Annotated in this window: 19 protein-coding genes; 11 read left to right on the top strand and 8 right to left on the bottom strand. The window is 44.1% G+C overall.

Annotated features, from left to right (window positions below; all coding sequences use genetic code 11):
- Nucleotides 1-102: 102 nt before the first annotated feature.
- Nucleotides 103-4,110, bottom strand: coding sequence for an Rne/Rng family ribonuclease (locus tag JMY01_RS11250; RefSeq protein WP_201575829.1), 4,008 nt, complete (start codon nt 4,108-4,110; stop codon nt 103-105).
- Nucleotides 4,111-5,194: 1,084 nt separating this feature from the next.
- Here JMY01_RS11250 and JMY01_RS11245 point away from each other — a divergent pair.
- Complete coding sequence (locus JMY01_RS11245) at nt 5,195-6,205, top strand: RluA family pseudouridine synthase (protein WP_201575828.1); 1,011 nt, start codon at nt 5,195-5,197, stop codon at nt 6,203-6,205.
- A 293-nt stretch (nt 6,206-6,498) separates the two neighbouring features.
- Nucleotides 6,499-7,221 carry an HAD-IA family hydrolase gene (locus JMY01_RS11240; protein ID WP_201575827.1) on the top strand — a complete coding sequence of 241 codons (723 nt, stop codon included), beginning with the start codon at nt 6,499-6,501 and terminating at the stop codon, nt 7,219-7,221.
- Between the two features lie 107 nt (nt 7,222-7,328).
- On the opposite strand, the gene yihA is transcribed toward JMY01_RS11240, so the two are convergent.
- Nucleotides 7,329-8,057 (bottom strand): ribosome biogenesis GTP-binding protein YihA/YsxC, encoded by a 729-nt coding sequence (gene yihA, locus JMY01_RS11235; RefSeq protein WP_201575826.1) that lies wholly within the window; start codon nt 8,055-8,057, stop codon nt 7,329-7,331.
- 432 nt (nt 8,058-8,489) lie between these two features.
- On the opposite strand from yihA, the gene JMY01_RS11230 reads away from it, so the two are divergent.
- The 4 genes from JMY01_RS11230 (at nt 8,490) to JMY01_RS11215 (ending at nt 11,491) form a co-directional block, all read left to right on the top strand.
- Nucleotides 8,490-8,828 (top strand): cytochrome c5 family protein, encoded by a 339-nt coding sequence (locus JMY01_RS11230; protein ID WP_201575825.1) that lies wholly within the window; start codon nt 8,490-8,492, stop codon nt 8,826-8,828.
- A 342-nt stretch (nt 8,829-9,170) separates the two neighbouring features.
- Nucleotides 9,171-9,839 (top strand): c-type cytochrome, encoded by a 669-nt coding sequence (locus JMY01_RS11225; RefSeq protein WP_201575824.1) that lies wholly within the window; start codon nt 9,171-9,173, stop codon nt 9,837-9,839.
- A 141-nt stretch (nt 9,840-9,980) separates the two neighbouring features.
- The gene (locus JMY01_RS11220) at nt 9,981-11,123 is read left to right on the top strand and encodes a hypothetical protein (RefSeq protein WP_201575823.1); all 1,143 of its coding nucleotides are present in this window, start codon (nt 9,981-9,983) and stop codon (nt 11,121-11,123) included.
- Complete coding sequence (locus JMY01_RS11215) at nt 11,111-11,491, top strand: RnfH family protein (protein ID WP_227677879.1); 381 nt, start codon at nt 11,111-11,113, stop codon at nt 11,489-11,491. Before JMY01_RS11220 ends, JMY01_RS11215 begins: the two co-directional genes overlap by 13 nt.
- Before the next feature lie 74 nt (nt 11,492-11,565).
- Here JMY01_RS11215 and JMY01_RS11210 read toward each other — a convergent pair whose 3' ends face one another.
- Complete coding sequence (locus JMY01_RS11210) at nt 11,566-12,000, bottom strand: outer membrane protein assembly factor BamE (protein ID WP_201575820.1); 435 nt, start codon at nt 11,998-12,000, stop codon at nt 11,566-11,568.
- A gap of 315 nt (nt 12,001-12,315) precedes the next feature.
- Here JMY01_RS11210 and fur point away from each other — a divergent pair, with 315 nt between their 5' ends.
- On the top strand, nt 12,316-12,750 hold the full coding sequence (fur, locus tag JMY01_RS11205; RefSeq protein WP_201575818.1) for a ferric iron uptake transcriptional regulator: 435 nt from the start codon (nt 12,316-12,318) through the stop codon (nt 12,748-12,750).
- Between the two features lie 107 nt (nt 12,751-12,857).
- Here fur and JMY01_RS11200 read toward each other — a convergent pair whose 3' ends face one another.
- On the bottom strand, nt 12,858-13,979 hold the full coding sequence (locus JMY01_RS11200) for a PilT/PilU family type 4a pilus ATPase (protein ID WP_201575816.1): 1,122 nt from the start codon (nt 13,977-13,979) through the stop codon (nt 12,858-12,860).
- A gap of 191 nt (nt 13,980-14,170) precedes the next feature.
- The gene (locus tag JMY01_RS11195) at nt 14,171-15,226 is read right to left on the bottom strand and encodes a type IV pilus twitching motility protein PilT (protein WP_201575814.1); all 1,056 of its coding nucleotides are present in this window, start codon (nt 15,224-15,226) and stop codon (nt 14,171-14,173) included.
- 415 nt (nt 15,227-15,641) lie between these two features.
- On the opposite strand from JMY01_RS11195, the gene JMY01_RS11190 reads away from it, so the two are divergent.
- Complete coding sequence (locus tag JMY01_RS11190; protein WP_201577557.1) at nt 15,642-16,370, top strand: YggS family pyridoxal phosphate-dependent enzyme; 729 nt, start codon at nt 15,642-15,644, stop codon at nt 16,368-16,370.
- A 50-nt stretch (nt 16,371-16,420) separates the two neighbouring features.
- Here the strand turns inward: JMY01_RS11190 and JMY01_RS11185 are convergent, their stop codons facing one another.
- Entirely contained in the window at nt 16,421-17,695 is a 1,275-nt protein-coding gene (locus JMY01_RS11185; protein ID WP_201575812.1) for a hemolysin family protein, read from the bottom strand.
- Nucleotides 17,696-17,893: 198 nt separating this feature from the next.
- Entirely contained in the window at nt 17,894-19,582 is a 1,689-nt protein-coding gene (locus tag JMY01_RS11180) for an NAD+ synthase (protein ID WP_201575810.1), read from the bottom strand.
- Nucleotides 19,583-20,387: 805 nt separating this feature from the next.
- On the opposite strand from JMY01_RS11180, the gene JMY01_RS11175 reads away from it, so the two are divergent.
- The 3 genes from JMY01_RS11175 to epmA all read left to right on the top strand — a co-directional run bounded on the left by JMY01_RS11175 (nt 20,388) and on the right by epmA (nt 24,096).
- The gene (locus JMY01_RS11175; protein WP_201575808.1) at nt 20,388-21,548 is read left to right on the top strand and encodes an AI-2E family transporter; all 1,161 of its coding nucleotides are present in this window, start codon (nt 20,388-20,390) and stop codon (nt 21,546-21,548) included.
- A 266-nt stretch (nt 21,549-21,814) separates the two neighbouring features.
- Nucleotides 21,815-23,002 (top strand): 4-phosphoerythronate dehydrogenase, encoded by a 1,188-nt coding sequence (locus tag JMY01_RS11170; protein WP_201575806.1) that lies wholly within the window; start codon nt 21,815-21,817, stop codon nt 23,000-23,002.
- Nucleotides 23,003-23,061: 59 nt separating this feature from the next.
- Complete coding sequence (epmA, locus tag JMY01_RS11165) at nt 23,062-24,096, top strand: EF-P lysine aminoacylase EpmA (RefSeq protein WP_201575804.1); 1,035 nt, start codon at nt 23,062-23,064, stop codon at nt 24,094-24,096.
- Nucleotides 24,097-24,233: 137 nt separating this feature from the next.
- On the opposite strand, the gene JMY01_RS11160 is transcribed toward epmA, so the two are convergent.
- Nucleotides 24,234-24,872, bottom strand: a complete 639-nt coding sequence (locus JMY01_RS11160; RefSeq protein WP_201575802.1) for an NAD(P)H-binding protein — start codon at nt 24,870-24,872, stop codon at nt 24,234-24,236.
- Nucleotides 24,873-25,025: the final 153 nt, after the last annotated feature.

Below are 25,025 nucleotides of genomic sequence, written 5' to 3'. Positions count from 1 at the left end.
GGCTTTAGTTAGTTGAGTGTGGATTAGAAATAGAAAACCCCCAAAGTTGCTAGCAACTTTGGGGGTTTTATTTTGTATACAGTATCAGAGCTAGAGCGTGTATTAGCTGTCGCTATCTGAGTGTTCAGATTCTGATTTTTCCGCTTGCGAGGGCTTTTTATGCTCAGCTTTTGGCTTGCGACTACGAGCTTTAGGAACCTTTGGCGTCGTCAAACTAAACATACCCGTTTGTGGCAGCAGTTGCTCAGCGACATTTTCAATCATGTTTTTATAGCTGGCAATCGTGGTTTTAGACTTACCTGATGCATCCTCTTTCGCAGACTCATCATTATCTGCTTGCTCGACTTCTAGCAAATGCTCACTTTCAGCACTGATATCGTCCGCTTGCTGCTGGCTGCTCAAAGCGTCTGCTTCTATTTCATCGGCAGCGACTTCACTGCTGTCTTGCGTAGTATCGGCTTGGAGTTCATCAGATGAAGCCTCATTAGTCACGGCCTTTGACAGCTCATTACTGTCAGTTTCAGGGCTTTCACCTTCAGGGCTTTTGGTTTCAGAACCCTCAGCTTCAGATGCCGAGTCCGCTTGCTGCTGTGTCTCCTGACTGTGCTGCTCCGGCTGTGCATTTTCAACACTAAGCACTGCTACTTCTTGGTAGTCAGGATGCTGTCCACGAGGGTCATTGCTAGCGCGTTTGCTGATAGCGCGTGGTTCAACTTCCGTCTTACCTTGAGCCAAAGCAAACTGGCTGACGGCTTGGGTCATGGCATCGAAGCGTGCAATATAATCCGCGCTTAATGGCTCATAGCCGTAGTTGCTAAAGTCAAATTCGCCATTATCGACAGCAGCTTTTGCATTGTCATCAGCAGGTTTGGTTTGCTGTGCTTGTGCGTCAATAGCGGCAATGAAACAGCTGATCACACCGTCATTTTGCAAACGACTCTCTGCGTCTGTTAAGGCTGCACGGATGAACGCTCCAACCGTACCACGAATAGCTGGTGCACTCGTCTGAGCTGGCGCGCTAACGTCTACAGTTGCAGCACTTTGCTGCTGGCGTACGACACGTGGGTCATTACTGGCTTGACCAAACTTCTCAGCGGTTACGTAACGCTCAGCAAAAAACTCATCATGAGTCAGCGTAAACTCAGCGCTCTTGTCAGCACTACTGGTATCAGTGCTAACCGTTGCCTCAGCTGCATTATGACTGTCAGTAGCTTTAGCGTCTGCAGTAGTATCTAAAGCAGTATCTACAGCGCTCTCAGGTGCATCGGCTTTTGCCGCCACAGGCTCTTGCTCTGTCGCACTACTCTCAGAAGCTTTGCTATCTGTCGCTTGGCTTTCTTTGGCTTTGCTAGGCTGCGAGATATTCTCAACCTTATCTGCAATAGCAGTTTCAGCTTTTGTCTCGCTGACGGGAGCTGACGTTTGCGCGGCTGGCTTACTATCGCTGCGGTTAGGAGTATCAGACGGCTTGTCAGTTGTTACTACGTTGGTTGCATTAGCTTGCGTGGCCACATCCTTAGGTGCCGCTTTTCCTGCCTTACTGTCGTCTAAAGACAGATGCACCACTTCAGCGGCTTTGAGCTTCGCTGGTGCGACATTGACCTGTAGCGTCACTTCGTTAGGGTCTTGACTGCGCTTAGCATTTGGCTGAGCTTTGTTGTTAGCAGCTGATGACTGGCTGCTTTGTTTGCCATTGTCAGTCGCTGCGGTTAATGTCTCACCACGCTCAAGCTTGCCACGTGAGTCGCGCTTACTATGGGGTTTGCGCTTAGCACGAGATGGCTCGGCAGAGGTGCTGCTGTCTTGACGGTGGTCGTCGTTACGGTCAGCAGTGGTACGCTCGCTGCCATTTCGTTCATTGCTTTGACGACTGCGGCCACGCTCACTACTGCGCTTGTTATCGTGCTCACGCTTATCTTGACTGTCAGTCTGCTTGTCGCTAGAGCCATTAGCAGTGCTGCTATCACCCTCATTATCGTCACGCTGCTCTCTTCTTTGACGCGGCTTAGAAGGTCTCGGTTTGCGTGATTTACGTCTTCTTTTGTCGTCGTTTTCACCCTCGCCATTACTCTGACGAGGTGCTTGGGTGTGCTCGCCTGGCTGCTGACTGTTGTCCTGCTGAGTCACTGCTGCGCTTTGAGTTTGGCTCAAAGCACTATTATCAACTTGACCAAACGATCCTAGACTTTGAGCACCTGTATTGACCAGTGCCTCAATGGCTTCGGCAGCATCACGGCTGCTGACACTAGCGGTTGCTTGTGCTTGCGGGGCCTGTGCAAAGAGATTGGATAGCCAAGCGACCGCTTGTGGTTGGGCGGCAGATGCAAGCTGCGTTGCGACTGGAGCAGGGCTAGGCTGATTACTCTGGGCGCCATTGCTTGGAGCTGCAGCGCGCGCTGACGAGACCTGCGTGCTACTGTTGGCAGTAGCTTTGTTCATCGCCACACTACTTGAGCCAGTGCTCGTGGTTGGCTGTGAGCGAGCTTCGTTTTTTTGCTGACTTTGATTGTCAGCAGCTTTACGTGGCTGGCGAGTAGGCTGCTGCTCTGGGCGTTCTTTTTCAGCCGTTTGCCAGTCAACATTATAGCCAAGGTCGCTATGTTCTTGTTGCTGAGTATCGGTGATACGCTCATAGCTTGTCGGTGCAAAGCCGTCACGATTATAGTGCAGCTTGAAGTTAGGTGACTCTAAATGCGCATGTGGCAAGATGGTGATGCGCGTGCCACTGTCTTGCTCTAGATAGACTAAGCTATCACGCTTCTCATTCAATATGAACGCAGCAATATCCGTCGGTACTTCAGCCTGTACTTCACCTTGACGCTCTTTTAAGGCGATCTGCTCAATTTGACGCATGATAGAGAGTGATAGTGAGCGCAGGTCACGAATCATGCCGTTGCCATGACAGCGTGGGCAGATATAGCCAGTCGACTCTTCTAGTGAGGGACGCAGACGTTGGCGGCTCATTTCCATCAAGCCAAACTTCGATATTTCACCAAACTGAACGCGTGCACGGTCATATTTGGTCGCATCAACCAGACGTTTTTCCACTTCTTTTTGATGCTTATTGTCATTCATGTCAATAAAGTCAATGACGATTAAGCCGCCCATATCACGTAGACGCAGCTGGCGTGCAATCTCATCAGCCGCTTCTAGGTTGGTATGGTAGGCCGTTTCCGCGACGTCTGAGCCTTTAGTTGATTTGGCAGAGTTGATATCGATAGAAACCAGGGCTTCTGTTTGATCAATAACGATTGAACCACCTGATGGCAAGCGTACTTCACGGTGATAGGCGGTCTCGATCTGTTTTTCGACATTGAAGCGCGAAAACATCGGCTCATAGTCAGTATATTTACGCAGCTTATCTGCTTGTTTTGGCATCACCGCATCGATGAAGCCTGCCGCTTCAATATAGGCGTTTTCGTTGTCAATCCAGATCTCAGCGATATCATCACGTAGATAGTCACGTACGGCACGAGTGACCACACCAGCTTCTTGATGCACGAGACGTGGCGACGGATATTTTTGATTTTGTTCTTGAATGGCTTGCCAGATATTGAGCAGGTGGTTTAGGTCATGTTGCAAATCTTCTTGAGTTTTGCCAATGCCAGCGGTACGAATGATAACGCTCATACCTTTGGGTAAGTCAAGATTGCCCAGCATGCGTTTCATGTCTTCACGCAGTTTGCCAGAGATTTGACGCGAGATACCGCCACCACGAGGGTTGTTTGGCATCAGCACCAGATAGCGACCCGCTAAGGATACATAAGTCGATAGCGCCGCGCCCTTGTTACCACGCTCTTCTTTTTCGACCTGTACGATCAGCTCGTCACCTTCTTTGATGAGCTTTTTGATGTTTTCATCACGTGGGTTGCCGCTTAGATATTCGGCAGAAATCTCACGTATGGGCAAAAAGCCTTGACGCTGTGAGCCATATTCCACAAACACAGCTTCAAGCGACGGCTCGACACGGGTGACGTGGCCTTTATAAATGTTGGATTTCTTTTGCTCGCGCGTACGGTTTTCTAGATCGAAATCGTACAGATGATTGCCTTTACAAAGGGCAACACGAATTTCTTCGTTTTGAGTAGCGTTGATTAAAATGCGTTTCATACCAGTTCCTATGAGTACGCATGACAACGACGAGAGGGGTTTTTATATTAAAATTGGCTGTTAAGTGGCTTTTGAGTAAAGGCGTTAACTTGGTAAAAGCGTTAACGGTTTATTCAAGCTACCAAAAGGGCAGCGGCAAATATAAAAATTACCAAAGCAAACATTGAGCTTGCAGTGTAGTAAGTGACGCTAAAGTAAGCGTTAAATATTGGATGTCAGTTGAGCTTAACGCTCAGATAAATGGTGATAAATAACAAGCTCGACCTCATGGGTATGGATAGTATCGTTATGGCTGAGCTCTCAATACTCGCTATGAATAGCGCTCGTTTGAAAGTGCCGCACTCTATCGTCTCATACTCAAAGCTTGAGTTTATAGAAGCTATCGCAGGGTGTAAGGCTACAACGTTTCTATGGTTAACTGTTTTGCTAACGCGTGTTATGGTTGGGTGTTATTAATACGCTTTGTAAGAGGGTATTAAAGAGTCAATCCGCTATCATATCAACACCAGCTCATCGCTTGGTATGAGGTCAAATCCATCTGGTCGTTCTAACTATATATTTATCGTATTATCTAATAACATTGATCATATCTTGGTAGCTTATATTATGAGTGCCACTGCACTGATTGTCAGCGGGGCGTACTCGGCAAACAGAAGGGGAACCGGCTTATTGGCGCGGTATCGTATGTGTTTTTATTTAACATTTATCATATCTGTTTGACCGCCAATACTCAGGCAGCTATAAACCCTTAACATCGGGCTACCGTCACTTGCTCAACTGCGCGTGCCAAAATGATTGCAAAATCAAGTCATGGTCAGGCGTTAAATGAGTAATTGTGTGCTGTTTTCGCTTAATAAATGGGCATGTTGGCCTGTTTTATTAACACGATTATATTTAATTTAACAATTCATTTTATCAAGCAAGATACTGACTGTTATCAGGTATCTTACTCTAAAAATAAGATGAGTCGCGCAGTGGTAAGCAATAACTATTATTGCCGTCGCCTCTGCTTAATTGGCGCTCAACATGCTAAACTATACCAAATCTTTGTGTAAATACCTAACTAAAAATGACAAACTCAAAAATGAATGATGAAACCCCTATCCATGAAGCCCCTGCCATCTTCAACAGCAAAACCCGTCCGCAAAGCGCCGATGATGAGATTAGCACCTTTGAAAAGGTCAATTACCTTGAAGTGACGCGCCATCAGCATGATCAGCGCTTGGATAATTTTTTGCTAAACCGCTTAAAGGGTCTGCCAAAATCGCATATCTATAAAATGATTCGCTCGGATGAGATTCGCGTGAACAATAAACGCTGTAAAGCGCATGATAGACTACAGCGCGAAGATGTCGTACGTATCGCACCGGTACAGCTGGCGACCCGTGAAAAGCCAATTATCAGTACTGAGTTCGCCAAAAGCCTGTTGGCACGTGTGGTCTATGAAGATGAGGGGCTGCTGGTATTAAACAAGCCTTCAGGTATTGCCGTCCATGGCGGTAGTGGCCTTGACTTCGGTGTCATCGAAGCCATGCGTGAAGTGACTGGGAAGAAGTACTTGGAGCTAATACATCGTATCGATAAAGATACCTCAGGTCTGTTGATGATTTCTAAGAAACGCTCAGCGCTCAAAGCATTGCAGCAGCATCTGGTAGACAAGACCATCCAAAAGCACTATTTATGTCTGGTAAAAGGGCAGCCTGCGCTTAATGAGCAGCGTATCGATGCGCCACTGCTGCGCTATACGCTTGCCAGTGGTGAGCGTCGCGTCAAGGTAGACGCCCAAGATCCTCAAGCCAAAGAGAGCCAAACGGACATCATTGTTCATGAGCGTTTTATGCTAGCCGGTCAGCCCGTCAGCTTGGTCGAAGCCAAGCCACTGACGGGACGCACCCATCAGATCCGTGTACATTTGGCTCATATCGGTCATGCTATCTTGGGTGATGATAAATACCATGTGCATGACAAGTCAGGCGTTCATCGTCTATGCTTACATGCGTGGCGTTTAGACATTCCAGGTTATGAGACCATTACCGCACCATTACCAGATGAGATGGCGGACTGGTTACCAGAGCAAACCAAGCTGCCTGAATAGGCTCGCAGCCTGCGCGTTTTAATCTACTTTTAAAACTTTTATTGAATATAAGTCATTGGTGGTGTGTCAAAAAGTATGCTGATTAAAACTTGAACAATTTTTGAAGCCTTTAAAGCCCTATAGAATCAGAGAACTTAGCATAGATTTCTTATTGACTTCTATCGCTAGCATACTTTTTAGAACACCACCAAGTCATTTAATATAAAAAACGTCACGATAGCTTATTTATCTTTCTGAATAAGTCGCCGTGACGTTTTAGTATCTGTAATTTATCATCTTATTAAGGTAAGTTCATGAAACAACAACCCAATTATCGTAGCGCAGCAGCTATTAGCTCAAAGCATTCTCATTCATCGACCAATCATTGCTTGATAGACAAGACGCTCATTATCTTTGACTGGGATGGAACCTTGATGGACTCAATTGGTTTAATCGTAGAATCTATGCATATCGCTGGAGAAGCGCACGGTTTTCAAACGACTGACCAAGCAGTGAAAGACATTATTGGTCTTAGCCTAATGAACGGCATTGATATCTTGTATCCTAAAACTAACGAGTCGCAAAAGCTGGCCATTCAGCAAAGCTACGCCGACTACTATATTGCCAATAGTCATCGCACGCCATTATTTGACCCGATTGAAAATATGCTACAGCGCCTGCAAGCGCAGGGCAAACAGCTCGCTGTAGCAACGGGTAAAAAGAGAAAAGGCTTAGATCGGGTATTGGATGCATCCGGCAGCCATGACTATTTTGTCATAACACGCTGCGCTGACGAGTCTGGCTCTAAGCCTGATCCGCAAATGCTTACTGATATCTTAAACCACACACAGCAGCAAATATCTAAAGCGGTATTTATTGGTGATAGTATTTATGATATTCAAATGGCAAATAGCCTAGGAATGACTAGTATTGCCGTGAATTATGGCACCGCGACCAGTGTGGAGCTTGCTGCGCAGCACCCTAGCTATCAGGTCGATACGCCGCAAGATTTGGTTAATTTACTAAGCCCTGAGTAGAAGGGATGTGCAGTGAGCGCTGAAATGTTAAAAATTATTAAAAACCATTAAAAAAAGGGTTTACCATTGACTCATCTAATATGAGCCATATCGTAAACCCTTATTTTTTATTCTTCGTTTTTTCCCTCAAAATCCTCTATCACTGTTTCGACAGCTGCCGCGACTTGTTCACCATCAAGCTTGTACTGATACCATTTACCCATGACCCCAGCCAGTTCGTCAATGCCGTCTTTTCTAAGGGCAGAGAATAGCTGAATAGTGCAAGATGACAATCCTAACTTTTTTAACGCTTGACGGGTATTCAGCAGGGCATTTTTGGCCGCGCCATACTTTAGCTTGTCAGCTTTGGTCAATAAGATGTGTACGGGCAGCTCACCGTCTTTTGCCCAGTGCAGCATTTGCTCATCAAAGAACTTTAGTGGATGACGAATATCAGTGAGCAATACTAAGCCTGCCAGACTTGAGCGTGATACCAAGTATTCCTCTAGCTCGACCTGCCATTCTTTTTTCATCTCCAGCGGTACGGCAGCATAACCATAGCCAGGCAGATCGACCAGTCTAGTATCGGTATCTCCGATACTAAAAAAGTTAATCATCTGCGTACGGCCAGGGGTCTTTGATGAGCGTGCAAGCTGACGCTGATTGGTCAAAGCGTTGATGGCTGAAGATTTACCAGCGTTTGAACGACCAGCGAAGGCGACTTCTAAACCCTCATCGGGAGGACAGAGACGGAAGGTCGGCGCTGAGGTCATAAACTCAGTTTGTTGTATGCGCTGACGGGCTTTGGTATTGAATGCCGCATGTTCGGCGGCGACGTCTTTATACTGGGTACTCATAAATAACTCATTAACAATTAGAAAATAAAAAACGAAATAAGGGGTAGCAGCGTAAAGAAAACCAGCTTTTTAATAGCAACTCAGTCATGCAGCTTCTGGATGAGATTTACTATAAAGGATATCCAATAAAGCGACAGATGATATGATGGTTTACTTAATGACAAAGCTATGACTATGTTGACAACAGCATAACACTAAAATGCGCCGTCGCTTAGTGAAAGTTAGAGAACAGCTAAGATGCTCTGATGGCGAAAACAGGATATTTCTATATTGATAAGAAATATTTTGTTACTATGATAGAGGTATTAAGGTAAAAGCGTTTAGCAATCGGCCTATTATAAATCAACATGATAATGAAATGTGACCTCGTTGATTAATACCTTAAAGAGCACCAGATTATATTTATCAATCATCAGCCAATGGAGGTGTCAGATGTCTACAATAAATACACTTTTCGTCAAAGCAGGCTGGACTTTGGGCAGCACTGCATCAGCGCTCTTACTCAGTATTGCTATGATGAGTAGTGGGGTAGCTGCGGATGATATATCAACTGTTTACAATAATTCATGCGCTGCCTGTCACGATAGTGGCGCCTTGAATGCGCCTAAGAAGGGTGACCGTGCCGCCTGGCAAAAGCTCATTCAACAAAAGGGCATGGATGGACTGGTAAACTCCGTCAAAGGCGGTATGACTCAGATGCCAGCAGGTGGACTACACGAGAGCGGTAATGATGCAGAGTATCGTAAGCTGATTGAGTATATGAGTAAATAGACACACCGAGCTTACTTACTTAGGCGTGTTGATCATAAAAAAATAAGCTTCATGAGGTTCATATGACGATATATATACGCTGATGACATCCTCATCGATACGTTATATATAGAAAAATCATCATATATTATGATTAAGTAGGCAAATCCTATAAAGTCTTGCTATAATAATCGCAAATAAACCCTGATATTAGTAAGTACTTTCAGGCTGCTTGTGATTAAGACCTAAAACTGTATGAATTGCCTCGTTATATATCATAGCTTGGCTCATGATTCATATAGGGTGTCTGTCAATACAATCAATCTAAACAATGCTTACGTCGAGTTAGTAGGATTCGTATCAATGAAAAAGTTAATCGCTGCCGCCAGCTTATGTGTTGCAAGTTTCAGCGTACAAGCTGTTATTACTGTTCCTGAATATGATGCTAATGCAGGTAAACAAATCGTTGAAACGGTCTGTGCCGCCTGTCATGGTATGAATGGTATAAGCCCTGTTCCCTCTCAGCCTAATCTGGGTGGTCAAAACATCAAATACATATACAAACAATTGATCGACTATAAGACGGGTTACCGCAAAAACGGCATCATGCAATCGCAGATTGCTAACCTGTCACAGCAAGATCTTGCGAACGTATCAGGATACTATTCTGAACAGCCTGTATGGAATGTTGGCTTTGCTGATCCTGCGACCACTGAAGAAGCAACCAAGATATACTTGGGCGGTCAAAAGTCGCGCGGTGTGATTGGGTGTGCTGGCTGTCACGGTCCAGATGCTGCTGGCAATGACTTTGCCGCTTTCCCGCGTTTAGGTGGACAGCATGCGGAGTACATCGCAACTCAGCTCAAGCTATTCCGTGCCGCTGGTCGTGAAGACGATATTGCAAGTGATGATCAAAAGCGTATCAATGATGCAGCCAAAGAAGGTGAGATGGGCATGATGCAGACAGTGGCAGCACGCTTGTCAGATCGTGACATTCGTATCTTGTCTGACTATATCAGCGCTATTCACTAATTGCTTTTTATTAAGTCATTAAACCCCGTTTTCGGGGTTTTTTTATTGCTATATGTCCCCTATAGTATAGACAGACTTTTCATACTGCTACAATGAGTCATTTTAAAATATCATTAACTTTAGATCGTTTGGATTGAAATTATGATGATCCGTTATGCTTCTTATTTTATGGCAGCATTATTGCCGCTACTTCTATTTCGTTGGTTTGCGCCCGCTTCCATTGGTGAGATTGACTTTTGGTTGCTTTGGTTGCTAGCGATGGTGCTAGTATCACTACCAGTGGTCTATGCCGAGATAGCACTGGCCTATCGTAGTGTTGATGCGCCTATAGCTGGCATGCAAAAGCTCACTCGTGAGGCAGATGCCAGTCCGCTCTGGCGTAGCTTTGGTTGGCTAGCCGCGATTGTCGCCATCATCATTGCTGCTCTTGTCATATCAGGAGCGAGCAGTGGTCTCTTATCTGCTTTGGCTGAGCTAGGTAGTGCGCCTAATTTGCCAAGCTTTGCCGTTGCTGCAGGCCTCATGATCATTGCACTACTGTTAAGCCTACTTGGAGTCGCGCCATTACCAATAGGCTTAGGGCTTATGGTTGTGGGTTTGGTGATGGGCGTCGCTAACGGCTTACCACAAGTCAATTTTGCCATGACTGAGATTAGTCTTGCCGAGTGGGCGCGTGCTGTTGCCCTAGCATTGGTCAGTGTGGGAGCAGGTACAGGCTTGTATTGGTTCGGTCAGCATTTGGTGACTAGACAAGACATAACCGCGTTAGAAGCAGGCAATCTGCATGCGCATGATTCACGTGCCTCTAAGTCTGCAAACGCTTACCGCGCTACCAAGCTGGTATTACCTATTTGGATACTACAGTTGCTCGTAGGTGTGGTGGCATTATTTATCAGCGGCTTGACGTTGCCACCTATCGGACAGTTATTATATTGGGCAGGCGTGGTATTTGTAGCCAGTTATCTGCTGCACTATAGTGCTCAGCAATTGGCGCATAAGTTTGGCTTCTTGGTCAGTTTATTGATGACCTTAGCGCTAGGAGTGTTATTAGTGGTAGCCATACCCACGGCTTGGCTGGTAGGCTTGTTAGTCATTATTAGTAGCGTGGCAGTGCTATTGTTATCTATCTTTGCTGGATGGCGCATGAAAATCAGTCATCTGCGTAAGTCTTTGAATTTCAGCAGCGAGGCCTTATATAACTTATGGCGAGTCGCCATTCGTCTCATCGTACCCTTGGCATTGATTTTTGCGTTAATAGGCTGGGTGATGCAGTGGTTAAGCTAACAGATAATGCTTCTACGCGGTCTCAGCCATTAGGGAAGATAGAGACGATAACAGTATATTTAGCGTATGCTGAGGATGTGCAGCGCCAACACTATCTGACTTTACAAGTGATTGGCGGTACGACTTTATATGAAGCGCTCACACAGGCTGGTTGGTTGGTTCAGTTTCCTGAGCTAGCAACATGGTGTGAGCAGGTAGTCGATATTCAGATACCAGCGGCTAAGCGTTGGCACGTTGGTATCTATGCGCAAAAGCAGCCGCTAAGCTATGTCTTGCAGCCGCTTGATCGTATCGAGGTCTATCGTAGCTTGAGCGCTGATCCAATGTCTCAGCGCAAAAGTAGAGGTATACAAAAAAAACAGAAGTAAGCCGCTAAGCCATAATATTAAGCTACTAAGCGATAGTATAAGTATTGCAGCTATGGGCTTAAGCTATAGAGCGCTTAGGATTCAGGTAATGTTTCGATACCTTCAATACGATTAACAATACCATTGGCATCAAAGTAAATAGTCAGATGCTGACTGGCGTTTTTGACATCCGCAATACCATCACGCTTACCTTGAGTGCCTGCTTGATAGTCATAGATATAATCCCAGCGATTGGGCGCTAAGGTATCTCGAATGGCTGGACTTCCCAATATATATAATACTTGGTTTTGATTCATACCGACTTGTAGCTTTTGCGCTTGGGTCTGGGTAATAGGTGTACCCTGAGGTAAGTCAATTGTATACACACTAAACAATGAGCAACCAGATAGAGCGACAGTGGCACCAAGGGTCGCAGTAATCATAAGTTTACGTAGGGTATTTACCTTGTTAGATGTGCGATGGTTCAGTGTAAGATAAGTTAGAGGCTTTATCATGGTAAGATGACTCATAAATAATGGGTTAGGCACGGTTAAGGGCAACGGATGCGTGTCTTACCGGCAATCTTTGACAAATGATACGTTATTTACTTGCAATTGCCTACCACTTACGACATTATTTACCAAACACTACCTAATATAATCTAGCATTTATATTTTAAATTCATAGACTTAACATGGCTGCAAGCGTTAGGTAACGGCATGATGTTATCATACAGAACTACTACCATTGCTTTTAGATATAAAGCTTGTTAGATAGACAGTTATTATTAACGGTTTTTATTTCTCGAAATTTTTGCTAAGACTTTAATAGTCATAAGGGATACCATGGCTTCTTTATCCAATCAAGAACTACGTAAAGCGGGATTGAAAGTAACCTTGCCACGTCTCAAGATTTTGGAGTTGCTTGAGAACGCTGAGTTGCATCATATGAGTGCAGAGGAAGTATATAAGGCACTGATTGAGCAAGGAGAAGACGTAGGTCTAGCGACAGTTTACCGAGTGCTGACACAATTTGAACAAGCGGGTATTGTCGAGCGTCACAACTTTGAAAATAACTTATCCGTCTTTGAAATCACTCGAGAAGAGCATCACGATCATCTCGTTTGTGATATTTGCGGTAAGATTGTGGAATTCCGTAACGCAATCATCGAAGAACAGCAGTTAAAGGTTGCAGAAGAGTTCGGTTTTACGCTGTCTGGTCACTCACTGGTGCTGTATGGTATCTGTGATAATCAAGAATGCAAAGACAGTGCTAAGTAAGCTGCGTGCTGTCTATTTTTGCTGTGCATTAGCATGAAATACTAGACAGTTTGAATCAAAAAAAAGCGCTCACCTTGAGCGCTTTTTTAGTGGTTAATAATAAGCGATTAACGCATATCTAAAGATAAACTATTGGCGTTCTCATCCACGTTTGCAGTGCTGTTTTTACCATAAAGCTTGATTTTTAGACGTACATCATTTGGTGAGTCAGCATGTTTTATAGCATCGTCATAGGTAATATCGCCGTTTTCGTATAGATCAAACAGTGCCTGATCAAAAGTTTGCATACCGCTATCGCGTGAGCGTGTCATGACATCTTTGATTTCGTGCAGCTCGCCTTTACGGATATAGTCGCTAATCAGCTGCGAGTTCAGTAGGATTTCAATGGCGGCACGTCGACCCTTACCATCAGGAGTTGGAATCAATTGCTGAGCAATAACGGCCTTTAAGTTCAGGGACAAATCCATAAATAACTGATTATGACGGTCACTTTCAAAGAAGTGAATGATGCGGTCAATGGCTTGGTTAGCGTTATTGGCGTGCAAGGTGGCAAACACCAAATGCCCTGTTTCGGCATATTGAATGGCATAGCTCATTACCTCTCGGTTACGAATCTCACCAATCAAAATAACATCAGGCGCTTGGCGCAGCGTGTTTTTTAGCCCTGCTTCAAACGATAGCGTATCAATGCCAACTTCACGCTGGGTGATGATACAGCCTTGATGCTGATGCACAAACTCTATCGGATCTTCGATAGTAATGATGTGGCCGTGAGAGTTTTGATTACGGTAGCCTACCATCGAAGCAAGTGTCGTCGATTTCCCTGTACCCGTTGCGCCTACTAACAGAATGATGCCACGTTTTGTCATGGCCAGCTCTTTAAGTGAGGGCGGCAAATTAAGCTCTTCAACGGTCGGGATTTTAGTTTCGATCTTTCTGAGAACCATCGCTGCCATATCACGTTGGATAAAAGCACTGACCCGAAAGCGTGCCTGCTGCGCTTTATCTGAGATGGCAAATTGACATTCGTGAGTCTCATCGAATTCTTTTTTCTGAGCATCTGTCATAATGCTTTTAACCAAAATCATGGTTTGTTCAGCGGTCAGAGGGATTTGGCCTATAGGGCAGATTGTGCCATTTACCTTCATCGAAGGTGCGACATCGGCAGTGATAAATAAATCTGAGCCGTTCTTTTTTATCATGAGTTGCAGCAGTTTATCGAAGTCCATAGCATGCCTATATTAAAATGATGGGTGGTGTTCTAAAAAGTATGCTAGCGATAGAAGTCAATAAGAAATCTATGCTAAGTTCTCTGATTCTATAGGGCTTTAAAGGCTTCAAAAATTGTTCAAGTTTTAATCAGCATACTTTTTGACACACCACCAAATGATGTTATTAAGGAAAAAGTCAGTTCTTAGTGCTAGATAAAGTCGTCAGGCTGCTTAGCATATGGCCGTGCAACATCTTTATGAATCGTGCCTTTGGATACCAAGTTTTTCAGTGATTGATCCAGAGTAATCATGCCGTCACCTGCGCCAGTCTGAATAGATGAGTACATCTGCGCTACTTTGTTTTCACGGATTAAGTTACGAATAGCAGGTGTCCCCAGCATAATCTCATGCGCCGCGACTCGTCCGCCTGTTTGTCTGCGTAGCAGCGTCTGGGAAATGACAGCCTGTAGGGATTCAGATAACATCGCACGAATCATGTCTTTTTCAGAGGCAGGAAAGACGTCAATCACTCGGTCAATGGTTTTGGCCGCGGAGCTGGTATGCAAGGTGCCAAATACCAAGTGACCCGTTTCGGCAGCGGTTAATGCCAGACGAATAGTCTCAAGGTCACGTAGCTCACCAACCAAGATAACGTCTGGATCCTCACGTAGTGCCGAGCGCAGTGCAGGCTCAAACCCTAAGGTATCGCGGTGCACCTCGCGCTGGTTGATGAGGCTTTTTTTGGATTCATGGACAAACTCAATGGGATCTTCGATGGTCAAAATATGCTCTTTACGCGTATCATTAATATAATCAATCATGGCTGCTAGTGTCGTTGATTTACCAGAGCCAGTAGGACCAGTCACGAGTACCACACCGCGCTTGAAGTCTGAAACCCGTTTAAATACTTCGCCCATGCCTAAATCGTCTAGGGTCAAAACCTCTGATGGAATCGTACGGAATACAGCACCAGCACCGCGGTTTTGATTAAAAGCGTTTACCCGAAAGCGAGCTAAGTTTGGGATTTCAAAAGAGAAATCCGTCTCAAAAAACTCCTCAAAGTCAGCGCGCTGCTTGTCATTCATGATGTCATAAATCAACTGATGCACAACCTGATGACTCATCACTGGCATATTGATACGTGTGATCTCGCCATCGACTCGAATCACTGCCGGCATGCCAGCGGAGAGATGTAAGTCTGAGGCTTTATGCTTAACTGTGAACCGCAGCAGATCTTCGATACTTAAGTTACTTTTTTCAGTCATGGTCAGGAATTCCTAATGATCAAAATGGGTAGATATATAAAAGGCTATTTTTCCGCGTTATAAAATCCATATAAATACGTTAAGATAGGCGTGGCAGGCAGCAACGTATTGATAAATACTAATTAATAAAAATATCAGGTTAAATTATTTTTGTATTTCTTACTGTGGTTAACAGTATATGTTAAATCGTGTAACAATATCATAACAAGACTGCTGATATTTAACCATCCACTAGACAAATTAAATAAAAAATATTCAGTGTGGAAAATCAGTTAAAAAAAAGGTTTCTGTTATTATTTTATATTGACGAATATTTAACCCGTATTTATCTTTCAATCTTTTAAGAAACTTGAACGAGCCATTTATGTATAGTGATTTTACAGGTCACACCAACAGCGAGGTTATAAAGAGCGACATGGCAGATAATCTTGATCAGCAAGGTAACTTTGATAAACAAGCTTTGATCGATAACTGGCAACAGGTAAATCATCAAATAAAGGAGGCTTGTACTCAAAGAGAGAGAGGGAAGAGAGGAAGCGTTAATTTACTGGCAGTATCAAAAACCAAGCCTGCTGAGATGATTGCAGCATTAGCTCAGCAAGGTCAGCGTGATTTTGGCGAAAACTATCTACAAGAAGCCATTGAAAAGATTACAGCACTGCAAGCTCAGCCTGATACGAATTACATCGTATGGCATTACATCGGTCATATACAGCGTAATAAAACCCGTGATATCGCCGAGCATTTTGACTGGGTACAAACGGTAGAGCGCGATATCATTGCCAAACGCTTACATAGCCAGCGACCTGATAACTTACCGCCACTTAATGTGTTGATTCAAGTAAATATCGATAATGAGGACAGCAAGTCTGGTTGTTTGCCTGAAGAGTTGCCAGAATTGATAGCCTCTATCAAAGATTATGAGCGTCTGCAGATACGAGGTCTGATGATTATCCCAGCTCAAGAGGACACAGATGCTTTTGCGCGTACCAAACAGCTGTTTGAGCAGATTAAACTAGCGTATCCAGAGTTAGAGGCATGGGATACGCTGAGTATGGGTATGAGTGGTGATATGGCAAATGCCATCGCTAATGGCTCTACGATGGTACGTGTCGGCACAGCCATATTTGGGTCGCGTGACTAGTCGCCGAGTGTTAGAAGCTTGAATTAACGATACTAAATTAGGCAATAAGGCTAGGTAACCTCATCAGATTTAGTGACCAGCAGCTGATTGATTTTTAAATGATCAGTGGCCAGTATCTCGAAGTGATAATTGGCATAGTCGATACTGTCGGTCTTTTTGGGTATTTTGCGCAGCATATACATCATAAAGCCACTCATAGTCTCATAGTTTTGGCTGCGTGGCAGATCGACAATCCCCAAAGCACGAATGACGTCCTCAATCGGCGTCATGCCATCTACTAGCCATGAATTATCAGTACGCTGTACGATAGGCTGCTCTTCCAAAGTGACCAGCTCGCCCATCACAATGCTCATGACGTCTCTCAAAGTGAGGACGCCCACGACTAATGCATATTCATTGACGATGACAGCAAAGTCTGCGCCAGTAGACTTAAAGGTTTCTAATACTTCAAATAGTGACAAGGTATCTGGTATAAAGAGAGCGGGTTTTAATAATGTCTTGTCCGTGAGACTGACATCTTGATGCTCAAGCACTAACGCCAAAAAGCTGCGCGACTCAACATAACCGATGATGTTTTCTAGATCATCATCCTTACAGACCAAAAACTTATTATGTGGCTGTTTGATCATGGTCTTGACGATCTCGTCGGTCGTGGCCTTGGTATCGAAATAAACCACATGCTCGCGTGGGTTCATCACTGAAGTGACGGTACGCTCTTGCATCTCAAAGATGTTTTCGATTAAGTGATGTTCTTGTTTTTTGAGGACACCCGCTTCTGCGCCAGCGTCCATCACAGCATAGATGTCTTCTGGAGTCATGTCATCTTGACGTACAGTTGAGATACCAACCAGTTTGAATAATAAGTTGGCTGCTCCATCAAACACCCAAATGACAGGCTTAAATATAAAAATCAACAGCATCATTGGTCGCACTAATTTCACTGCAATAATCTCAGTATTTAGCATAGCCAAGCGTCTGGGCATCAAATCGGCGAGCAATGAAAACAAACTGGTGATTAAGACAAATGATATGATCGATGAGGCAGCTTCATGTTTGATTAATAGCTGTAGATAAGGGCTAATCGCAGACTCACCAACGGCACCCGCTGAAATTGCCACCGCGTTTAGCACGATTTGAACCACAGTGATAAAACTGCCAGGATTGTCCTGCATCTTGAGGACGTCCAGTGCGCGGACGTCACCGTCTTTTGCCATGATTTGCAGCTTAATTTTGCGGCCAGCTGCAATGGCAATCTCGGCACTAGAGACAAAAGCGCTTAGGGCAAGTAATAAAAGAAGATAGATACTAGCAGTTAGCAAACTCATGAGATACTCGGATAAAAACAGATAGGCTCAATCATTGAGCCATTGGAATCTGCTTGATAATTAGAGAGATAGAGAATAGATAGATAATAAAAAAGCTGGGCATACACCCAGCTAATGATAAAACAAGAGAATTATAATTCTATTGCACTCAGCCCGCCACTTTTAATTGTTTGTTGTGACAGGCGTTGAGTGTGGTGATTAGCCTTTAAGAGACCATTTATTCACCAGCGGATAACGGCGCTCACGGCCAAAGGCTTTGTGGCTAACCTTAGTACCAATAGGTGCTTGCAAACGTTTGTATTCGCTACCATCAACCATCTGGATGATTCTACCGACCATATCAGCATCGAAACCTTTATTGATAATATCTTGGTAACCCATATCTTCATCGATATACAAGGTCAAAATACCGTCTAGCACATCATAGTCAGGTAGGCTGTCTTGGTCTTTTTGATCAGGGCGTAGCTCCGCAGAAGGCGGGCGGGTGATGACGCGCTCAGGAATGACAGGCGTATCTTCAAGACGATTGCGGTAGCTGGCTAAGTTATAGACTTGTGACTTATAGACGTCTTTAAGCACGTCAAAACCACCAGCCATGTCACCGTATAAAGTGGAGTACCCGACTGCCAGCTCAGACTTATTGCCAGTGGTGAGTACTAAGTGTCCAAACTTATTAGAGAGTGCCATCAAGATAACACCGCGTGCACGTGCTTGAATGTTTTCTTCAGTCGTGTCGGTAGGTGACTTGTTGAATAATGGTGCAAGCGTATGGCGAATGCCTTCTACCGCATCAAAGATAGGGCAGACGGTATAAGAGACGTTCAGGCGACGTGCTTGCGCTTGTGCATCTTCTAGGCTGATTTTAGAAGTGTATTCATAAGGCATCATCACTGCATAGACCTTATCAGCGCCCAATGCGTCAACCGCTATACACAAGGTAAGGGCTGAATCAATCCCGCCTGAGAGACCTATAAGCACCCCTGTAAATCCTGAATGGTTGACATAGTCGCGCAGTCCAACGACCAACGCTTGATACATTTCTGATTCACGGCTGAGCGACAGTGGCGCTTTGGTTTGGTTGTCAAATTTGAGGGTGTTGACATCCAAAGTTGCCAGCATTAACTGATCTAAAAAGCGCGAAGCTTCATGCGCGATAGTGCCGTCGGCTTGTGCGACCATAGAGCCGCCATCGAATACTAAGTCGTCTTGACCACCCACCGCATTTACGTACACGATAGGCAGCTTGTGCTCGCGGCTACGTTTGGTCAGCATGGCTTTGCGTGTGTCTTGCTTATCCGCTTCAAACGGTGATGCATTTAAGCAAACAATGAGATCTGCGCCTTGCTGTTTGAGATCAGCGATTGGCGTTTTTTCCCATAGGTCTTCACAAATAAGAAGCCCGATAGTGATGCCTTTATAATCAAATAATACTTGATTGCGACCTTTGTCAAAATAACGACGCTCATCAAACACGCCATAGTTTGGCAAAAACTGCTTATGATAAAAGCCTTTTTGGTGACCATTATGCAAGATAGCCGCTGAGTTAAAGGTGCCATGATGATCGACATGTGGGTAACCGACGATCATCACAATATCTTCGATATCACTGAGCGCAGACAGTGCATTTTTGACGCGACCTGAAAGGCTTGGACGTAATAGTAAGTCTTGCGGTGGATAGCCTAATAGCGCCAACTCTGGGAAGACAATCACATCGGCGCCTTGCGCGCGTGCTTCAATAGCAAGCTGACGCATTTTATCCGCGTTGGCAGTAATATCGCCCACCAAAAAATGTGACTGAGCTAAAGCAAAAGTGACAGTGTTGGGTATAGAATTTGAGTTGGCAGCATTCTCTGCTATAAGGTTGGAGGTATCAGTGTCTTTTGACATTGTTATTGTTCCTATAAATATATCAATTAAAATTTGGAGGATTTATCAATCCGAATCAGATCTTTGAAAACTGTGCGAGCAGATATGCTCTGTCTAAGCACAGCGCCTTAAATGATCAGGCTTTATTCTAAAAACGCTCATAAGCTGGTACTAAGTCATCAATACTTATCGCATGCTCGTTATTTATGATGCTGAGATTTGCGCAGAATGTTGCGCTAAAACTTATTTAGCAGCTTTGGAAAAACTAAAATAGTCGCTTTAGTATAACATCAATTATCAAGGCTAAGAGCAAGCCGCGATGATTTACCTCTATTAGAAGACTCCTTTATGAGACTACTCGACACTATAAAGTGTAGCTTGATTAGGGCGTGTTGAATATTCGACCGCGGCACTGATAGAGACTGTTTTTTAGAATCTAAGTAGTAATGATGCTAAGCTGCTTAAATGAAATTGTAAGTAAAAATTACAACATAGCGTTATCCTATTCAGTCATCTTATTGCATAATAGACGCGAAGCACGAAATCTGTTTGCTCAGCACTCAAGCGCAGTCGGTAGGTTGGTTGTTTAATCTGATAAATCAATGAGTTTATCAGCTAATCATATCCATTGACGGTTATTAACTATAAGATATGGTTGATAAAAAATGATATAAAAGAAAGTCTTCAACGCTAAATATAACACTGATAACTACTTATCTCGCCTATGGCTACCGTTTATGGATATGGTTCGTAAACAGTAGCTTACTTATATATTTTGCAGCAAAAGCGTGCCCACCTTTTGCGGTTAACTTTTGGTTTACACGTTATGATTGAAAACTGGACAAAAGAGTTAGTCATTCAACGCTTACTCGCCATCACTTTGCTCGCAATATTAATAATCCTGTGCTTTCAAGTGGTACAGTTTTTTATTGTACCTGCATTGTGGGCAGCGATTTTGGCTTATGTCACCTTTCCAGTTTATAACTTTTTCCATGAAAGAGTGCGTTTTAGCCCAGATCTCAGTGCCGCCATCATGACTGTGAGTATCTCTTTAATCATGGGTGTGCCGCTGGTTATTGGCTTGTTTATCTTGCAACAAGAGGCGCTGAGCCTTATTAGTAATTTGATTTACCGTGTCAAAGTTGGTTATCTTGATGTGCCAGAGTCGCTCAAAGAGTTGCCTATTATTGGTCAGCAAATCAAAGATATATTGTGGCAGATAAATAGGAACCCTGAAGGGGCGCTTGAAGCATTCCGCCTGTGGATACAGTCGCATTTGTACTATGGGAAGGTCGCACTTGATGTGGCGTTTAGCACGCTAGCTAAGCTTGGTATGGCGTTGATGACGTTGTTTTTCTTTTATCGTGATGGTATTAGCTTGATACGCCAGATTCGTCAGGCGCTGCGTAATGTCATCGGCAATCGTATTGACGGTTATATTGATTCGGTTGGTAGCACCACGCGTGCCGTCGTTTATGGTATTGGACTGACAGCATTAGCGCAGGCGATGCTTGCGGGTCTTGGCTATTATTTTTCAGGGGCACCAAGTCCAATCTTATTAACCATTGCTACTTTTATGATTGCATTAATTCCTTTTGGTACACCGTTTGCTTGGGGTGCAGTATCGATTTGGCTATTGAGTCAAGGCCATACAGCAGAAGGTATCGGCCTAGCAGTTTGGGGTACCTTAGTGATTAGCTGGGTAGATAACTTGATTCGTCCTATGGTGATCAGTGGCGCAACCAAAATCCCTTTTATTATTATTTTTATCGGGGTGTTAGGTGGTCTGACGGCCTTTGGTTTTGTCGGTTTGTTCATTGGGCCAGTCGTATTAGCAATTGGCCTTGCCGTGTGGCGCGAGTGGATATCTCAACATAAAGACGAGATATTTTCGCCAAAAGAGGTCGTCCTGACAGACAATCAAATGCTGTTAGACTTTGATGACTCAGCAAAAAGTAACAGTGATAAGCGTAAAACAAAAAAGTAAGGTATGGTTAGGACGTGTCCTCATTTTGAAAATGATGATAAAAATGAGATAAATTGAAGTCAAACAAGGAAAATAACGCAGATAATATCGGGATACTAGCCAGTTATTTGACGCCGTTTGGCAAAATTTAGCCATTTTTAGTCCATTTAGATGCAATCGTTCAGATTGAGGACACGCCCTAGTTGTCGTGCATATGATACTAGCCGACCCGATCATAACAATCAGCAGACACTCAATAATACTCTTAATCAATCGAGGCGCTTATTATGCCCAACGCTATCAACTCTTCTGTACTGACTGAGCTTGCGCCAGATAGTGCTTCTCACGGAATCTCTGAAACAACAGATAGTCTGACCATTATCGCAGATAGCAATATTGCCAGTCTTGACGACTTTTTTAACGCGCAAACGCTGGGTCAGGATATTTATCAAAGCGTTAATATTATCAAAGCCGCTGGGCGAGACATTAGTGCGCAGCTACTTGCCGAGACGCAGCCAGATGTCTTATTGATACGCTCTGTGACGCAGGTAAACGCGCATTTATTAGCAAATAATGACAGTGTAAAGTTTGTCGGTTCGGCGACCATTGGTACCGATCATGTCGATCAGGAATATCTGGCGCAGCGCAATATTAGCTTTGCCAATGCTGCAGGCTCTAGCAAGCATTCAGTGGTGCAATACGTATTGACGGCAATTTTGACCTTGCGTCCACAGTACTGGCAGCAGCCACCGGTGCCAGTAACCTTGGGTATCATCGGACTGGGTAATATCGGTAGTACACTGGCGCAGTATGCTACTAATCTTGGGTGGCAGATATTGGGGTATGACCCATTACTGCCTGCATCGAACATCAATAACGCCAGCTTTGAGCAAGTCATTAACCAAAGTAACATCATCAGCTTGCATGTACCGCTGACTGATAAGAAGGGTGAATCTAGCCTTAGTGGTAGCGACTATCCAACACGGCATTTGATTAATAAAGCTGTATTAGATGCCATGCCATCAGAAGCCTTATTAATTAATAGTGCCCGAGGTCCAGTGATTGATGCAGCCGCATTACAGGCTGATATTGAAAGTAACGAGCGCCAAGTAGTGCTCGATGTGTTTGAGCATGAGCCGCAAGTCTCTGAGCAGTTATTATCAAAGCTCGCAATCGCCACAGCGCATATTGCAGGCTATACCTTAGAAGGTAAGCTGCGAGGTACACAAATGATCTATGATGCATTATGTGAAGCGCTTGCCGTTACTCCGACACAGTCTATGCAGCAACTATTACCAGTCAATATGTATTTATGGTCGGAGCTGAAGGAGCATCCTGATAGGCTAGTGAAGTTTTATGACATTATGCAGGATGATAAACAGCTACGCGCAAAAGTTACTAACGGGCAGGTGAGCGGTGCTGACTTTGATAAGCTGCGTCGGGATTATCATCTACGCCGTGAATGGCAGTTTTAGCAATCCAAGAATAGTAGCTAAATATAAAACCTATTGTTAATAAGTTGTAGTCAATATTCATGAGTCAAAAAAATAACCATCCTAGGCATGATGCAGATTGCAGCTATGCGCCAACCATGACACTGGCAATGGCGCAACAGCGCGCACAATTCATGAGCAATATCCGTCAGTTTTTTGCCAGTCGTCACATGCTTGAAGTGCAAACGCCACTGCTGTCGCAAGCAGGTAACACCGATACATTCTTGCAGTCAGTCGCCGCGCAAGTCACTTATCAAGATAAACCCTGTATGTATTATCTGCATACCTCACCTGAGTTTGCCATGAAGCGTTTACTCGCCAGCTGGCAGGTACCTATCTATCAGATTTGCCCAGTATTTCGAGATAACGAAATAGGTGTGCGCCATAATATTGAATTCACCATGCTTGAATGGTATCAGCCAAATTATAGTTTAGATGATATGGCGACTGAGTTAGGCGAGTTACTAGAGGCGCTTTATGGTCATCCAGTGGTGATGAGTCATTACCGCTATGTCGATGCGTTTATGGACTTTGTCGGTATCCATCCGCTGACGGCCAGCCTTGCAGCGCTACAAGCAGTCGCAGAAGACAAAGGCTTAACGGGCTTTGATTTCAACGCTGACATCAATGATGCAGACGAGAGTGAAGAAAACATTCGCCAAAGCTGGTTGGATTTGCTATTCAGTCATGCAGTAGAGCCGAATCTGGGTCATGATTTGCCGACGTTGATTATCGAGTATCCACCTGCAACGGCGGCACTGGCAAAAACAGCGGTAGATAAAGAGGGCAATACAGTCGCCAAACGCTTTGAGCTCTATATCAATGGTATCGAGATTGCCAATGCTTATGATGAGCTGGCCGATGGACAGGCGTTACGGGAGCGCTTTGAGCAGGACAATCAATTGCGCAAGCAGCATCATTTGCCACAAATGCCAATCGATGAGCACCTATTGGCGGCGTCTGATGCTCTGATGCCTTGTAGCGGTATCGCAGTTGGTGTTGATAGATTATTAATGGTTATAACAGGTGCTAGAAATTTGGAAGAAGTGATTCCTTTTCCCAGTGGCTTGGCTTAGTCTTTTTTGAGAGACTTAGTGTAGTTACCGCTTATTTTATAGTCCTTTATAAAAAAGCGAGTAAACCTTTCGGCTTACTCGCTTTTCTTCTTTAGCTATCGTAGAGCGACAGGTTATTTATTATAAGTCTCTAATTATTATAGTTTTGCGATAGCGTCAGTGATGGCTGTTTCACCATTGTGCATACTAAACACTTTCTTAGTCGTGTTGCTCGCATTTAGTACGGCAGCTAACGTAGTAGCCACATCTTCAATCGAGTTCTCACCCGCATTGTCATTATTGATAGTGATTTTACCAGTCGCTTCACGTTCTTTTAGCGCACCTGCTTGTACGATAGTGTAGTCAAGGTCGCTGTTATTAACCAACCACTGATCGGCGTAATGCTTGCAAATATAGTATTCTTTTAAGTCTGCAATACCAGGGTTGTCCCATTTGCTAGTGTCTAACGAAAACACTGTACTTAGCATGATATAGCGTTTGATACCTTTATTATCTACTGCTTGCATGGTCTTAACCGCACCGTGTAAATCTACTTCTAAAACGTCCTTACCGCCAGAGCCTGCAACAAAGTAAACGGCATCAATATCTTGCTCGATTTGTTTTTGAATCGCGTCTTTTTCGGCGGTAATGTCTAAATCTAACTGACTATAATTGTCATCGTTAAATAGCTTTTCTTCTTGACGGGTCGTGCCAATCACTTGATGCTTATCCTCTAATAACTGTTTAACCAAATCTGTACCTACGCGGCCACTTGCGCCAATTACTAAAATTTTCATAATCATTCCTGTTTTTGTATACGTTATTATTTTTTATTGACATCTTCTTTGTGTAAAGTCTTTGTGCCAAAAACTGAATATATACTAACAAGAATAGTCGGCACGCTTCGTTATGAAGCGTGCCGTTTGCATAGTGTTTGGTTATAGAGTGTA

It is taken from the genome of Psychrobacter sp. H8-1, assembly GCF_904846575.1.
Lineage (GTDB): Bacteria > Pseudomonadota > Gammaproteobacteria > Pseudomonadales > Moraxellaceae > Psychrobacter > Psychrobacter fulvigenes.
Note: the sequence above shows the minus strand (reverse complement) of the source record. Positions and strands in the feature narration are given on the sequence as shown.

Bases quoted from the DNA above. Each gene is read 5' to 3' on its own strand.
- JMY01_RS11250 (WP_201575829.1), bottom strand. From the start codon at position 4,110: ATGAAACGCATTTTAATCAACGCTACTCAAAACGAAGAAATTCGTGTT.
- JMY01_RS11245 (WP_201575828.1), top strand. From the start codon at position 5,195: ATGAATGATGAAACCCCTATCCATGAAGCCCCTGCCATCTTCAACAGC.
- JMY01_RS11240 (WP_201575827.1), top strand. From the start codon at position 6,499: ATGAAACAACAACCCAATTATCGTAGCGCAGCAGCTATTAGCTCAAAG.
- yihA (WP_201575826.1), bottom strand. From the start codon at position 8,057: ATGAGTACCCAGTATAAAGACGTCGCCGCCGAACATGCGGCATTCAAT.
- JMY01_RS11230 (WP_201575825.1), top strand. From the start codon at position 8,490: ATGTCTACAATAAATACACTTTTCGTCAAAGCAGGCTGGACTTTGGGC.
- JMY01_RS11225 (WP_201575824.1), top strand. From the start codon at position 9,171: ATGAAAAAGTTAATCGCTGCCGCCAGCTTATGTGTTGCAAGTTTCAGC.
- JMY01_RS11220 (WP_201575823.1), top strand. From the start codon at position 9,981: ATGATGATCCGTTATGCTTCTTATTTTATGGCAGCATTATTGCCGCTA.
- JMY01_RS11210 (WP_201575820.1), bottom strand. From the start codon at position 12,000: ATGAGTCATCTTACCATGATAAAGCCTCTAACTTATCTTACACTGAAC.
- fur (WP_201575818.1), top strand. From the start codon at position 12,316: ATGGCTTCTTTATCCAATCAAGAACTACGTAAAGCGGGATTGAAAGTA.
- JMY01_RS11200 (WP_201575816.1), bottom strand. From the start codon at position 13,979: ATGGACTTCGATAAACTGCTGCAACTCATGATAAAAAAGAACGGCTCA.
- JMY01_RS11195 (WP_201575814.1), bottom strand. From the start codon at position 15,226: ATGACTGAAAAAAGTAACTTAAGTATCGAAGATCTGCTGCGGTTCACA.
- JMY01_RS11190 (WP_201577557.1), top strand. From the start codon at position 15,642: ATGGCAGATAATCTTGATCAGCAAGGTAACTTTGATAAACAAGCTTTG.
- JMY01_RS11185 (WP_201575812.1), bottom strand. From the start codon at position 17,695: ATGAGTTTGCTAACTGCTAGTATCTATCTTCTTTTATTACTTGCCCTA.
- JMY01_RS11180 (WP_201575810.1), bottom strand. From the start codon at position 19,582: ATGTCAAAAGACACTGATACCTCCAACCTTATAGCAGAGAATGCTGCC.
- JMY01_RS11175 (WP_201575808.1), top strand. From the start codon at position 20,388: ATGATTGAAAACTGGACAAAAGAGTTAGTCATTCAACGCTTACTCGCC.
- JMY01_RS11170 (WP_201575806.1), top strand. From the start codon at position 21,815: ATGCCCAACGCTATCAACTCTTCTGTACTGACTGAGCTTGCGCCAGAT.
- epmA (WP_201575804.1), top strand. From the start codon at position 23,062: ATGAGTCAAAAAAATAACCATCCTAGGCATGATGCAGATTGCAGCTAT.
- JMY01_RS11160 (WP_201575802.1), bottom strand. From the start codon at position 24,872: ATGAAAATTTTAGTAATTGGCGCAAGTGGCCGCGTAGGTACAGATTTG.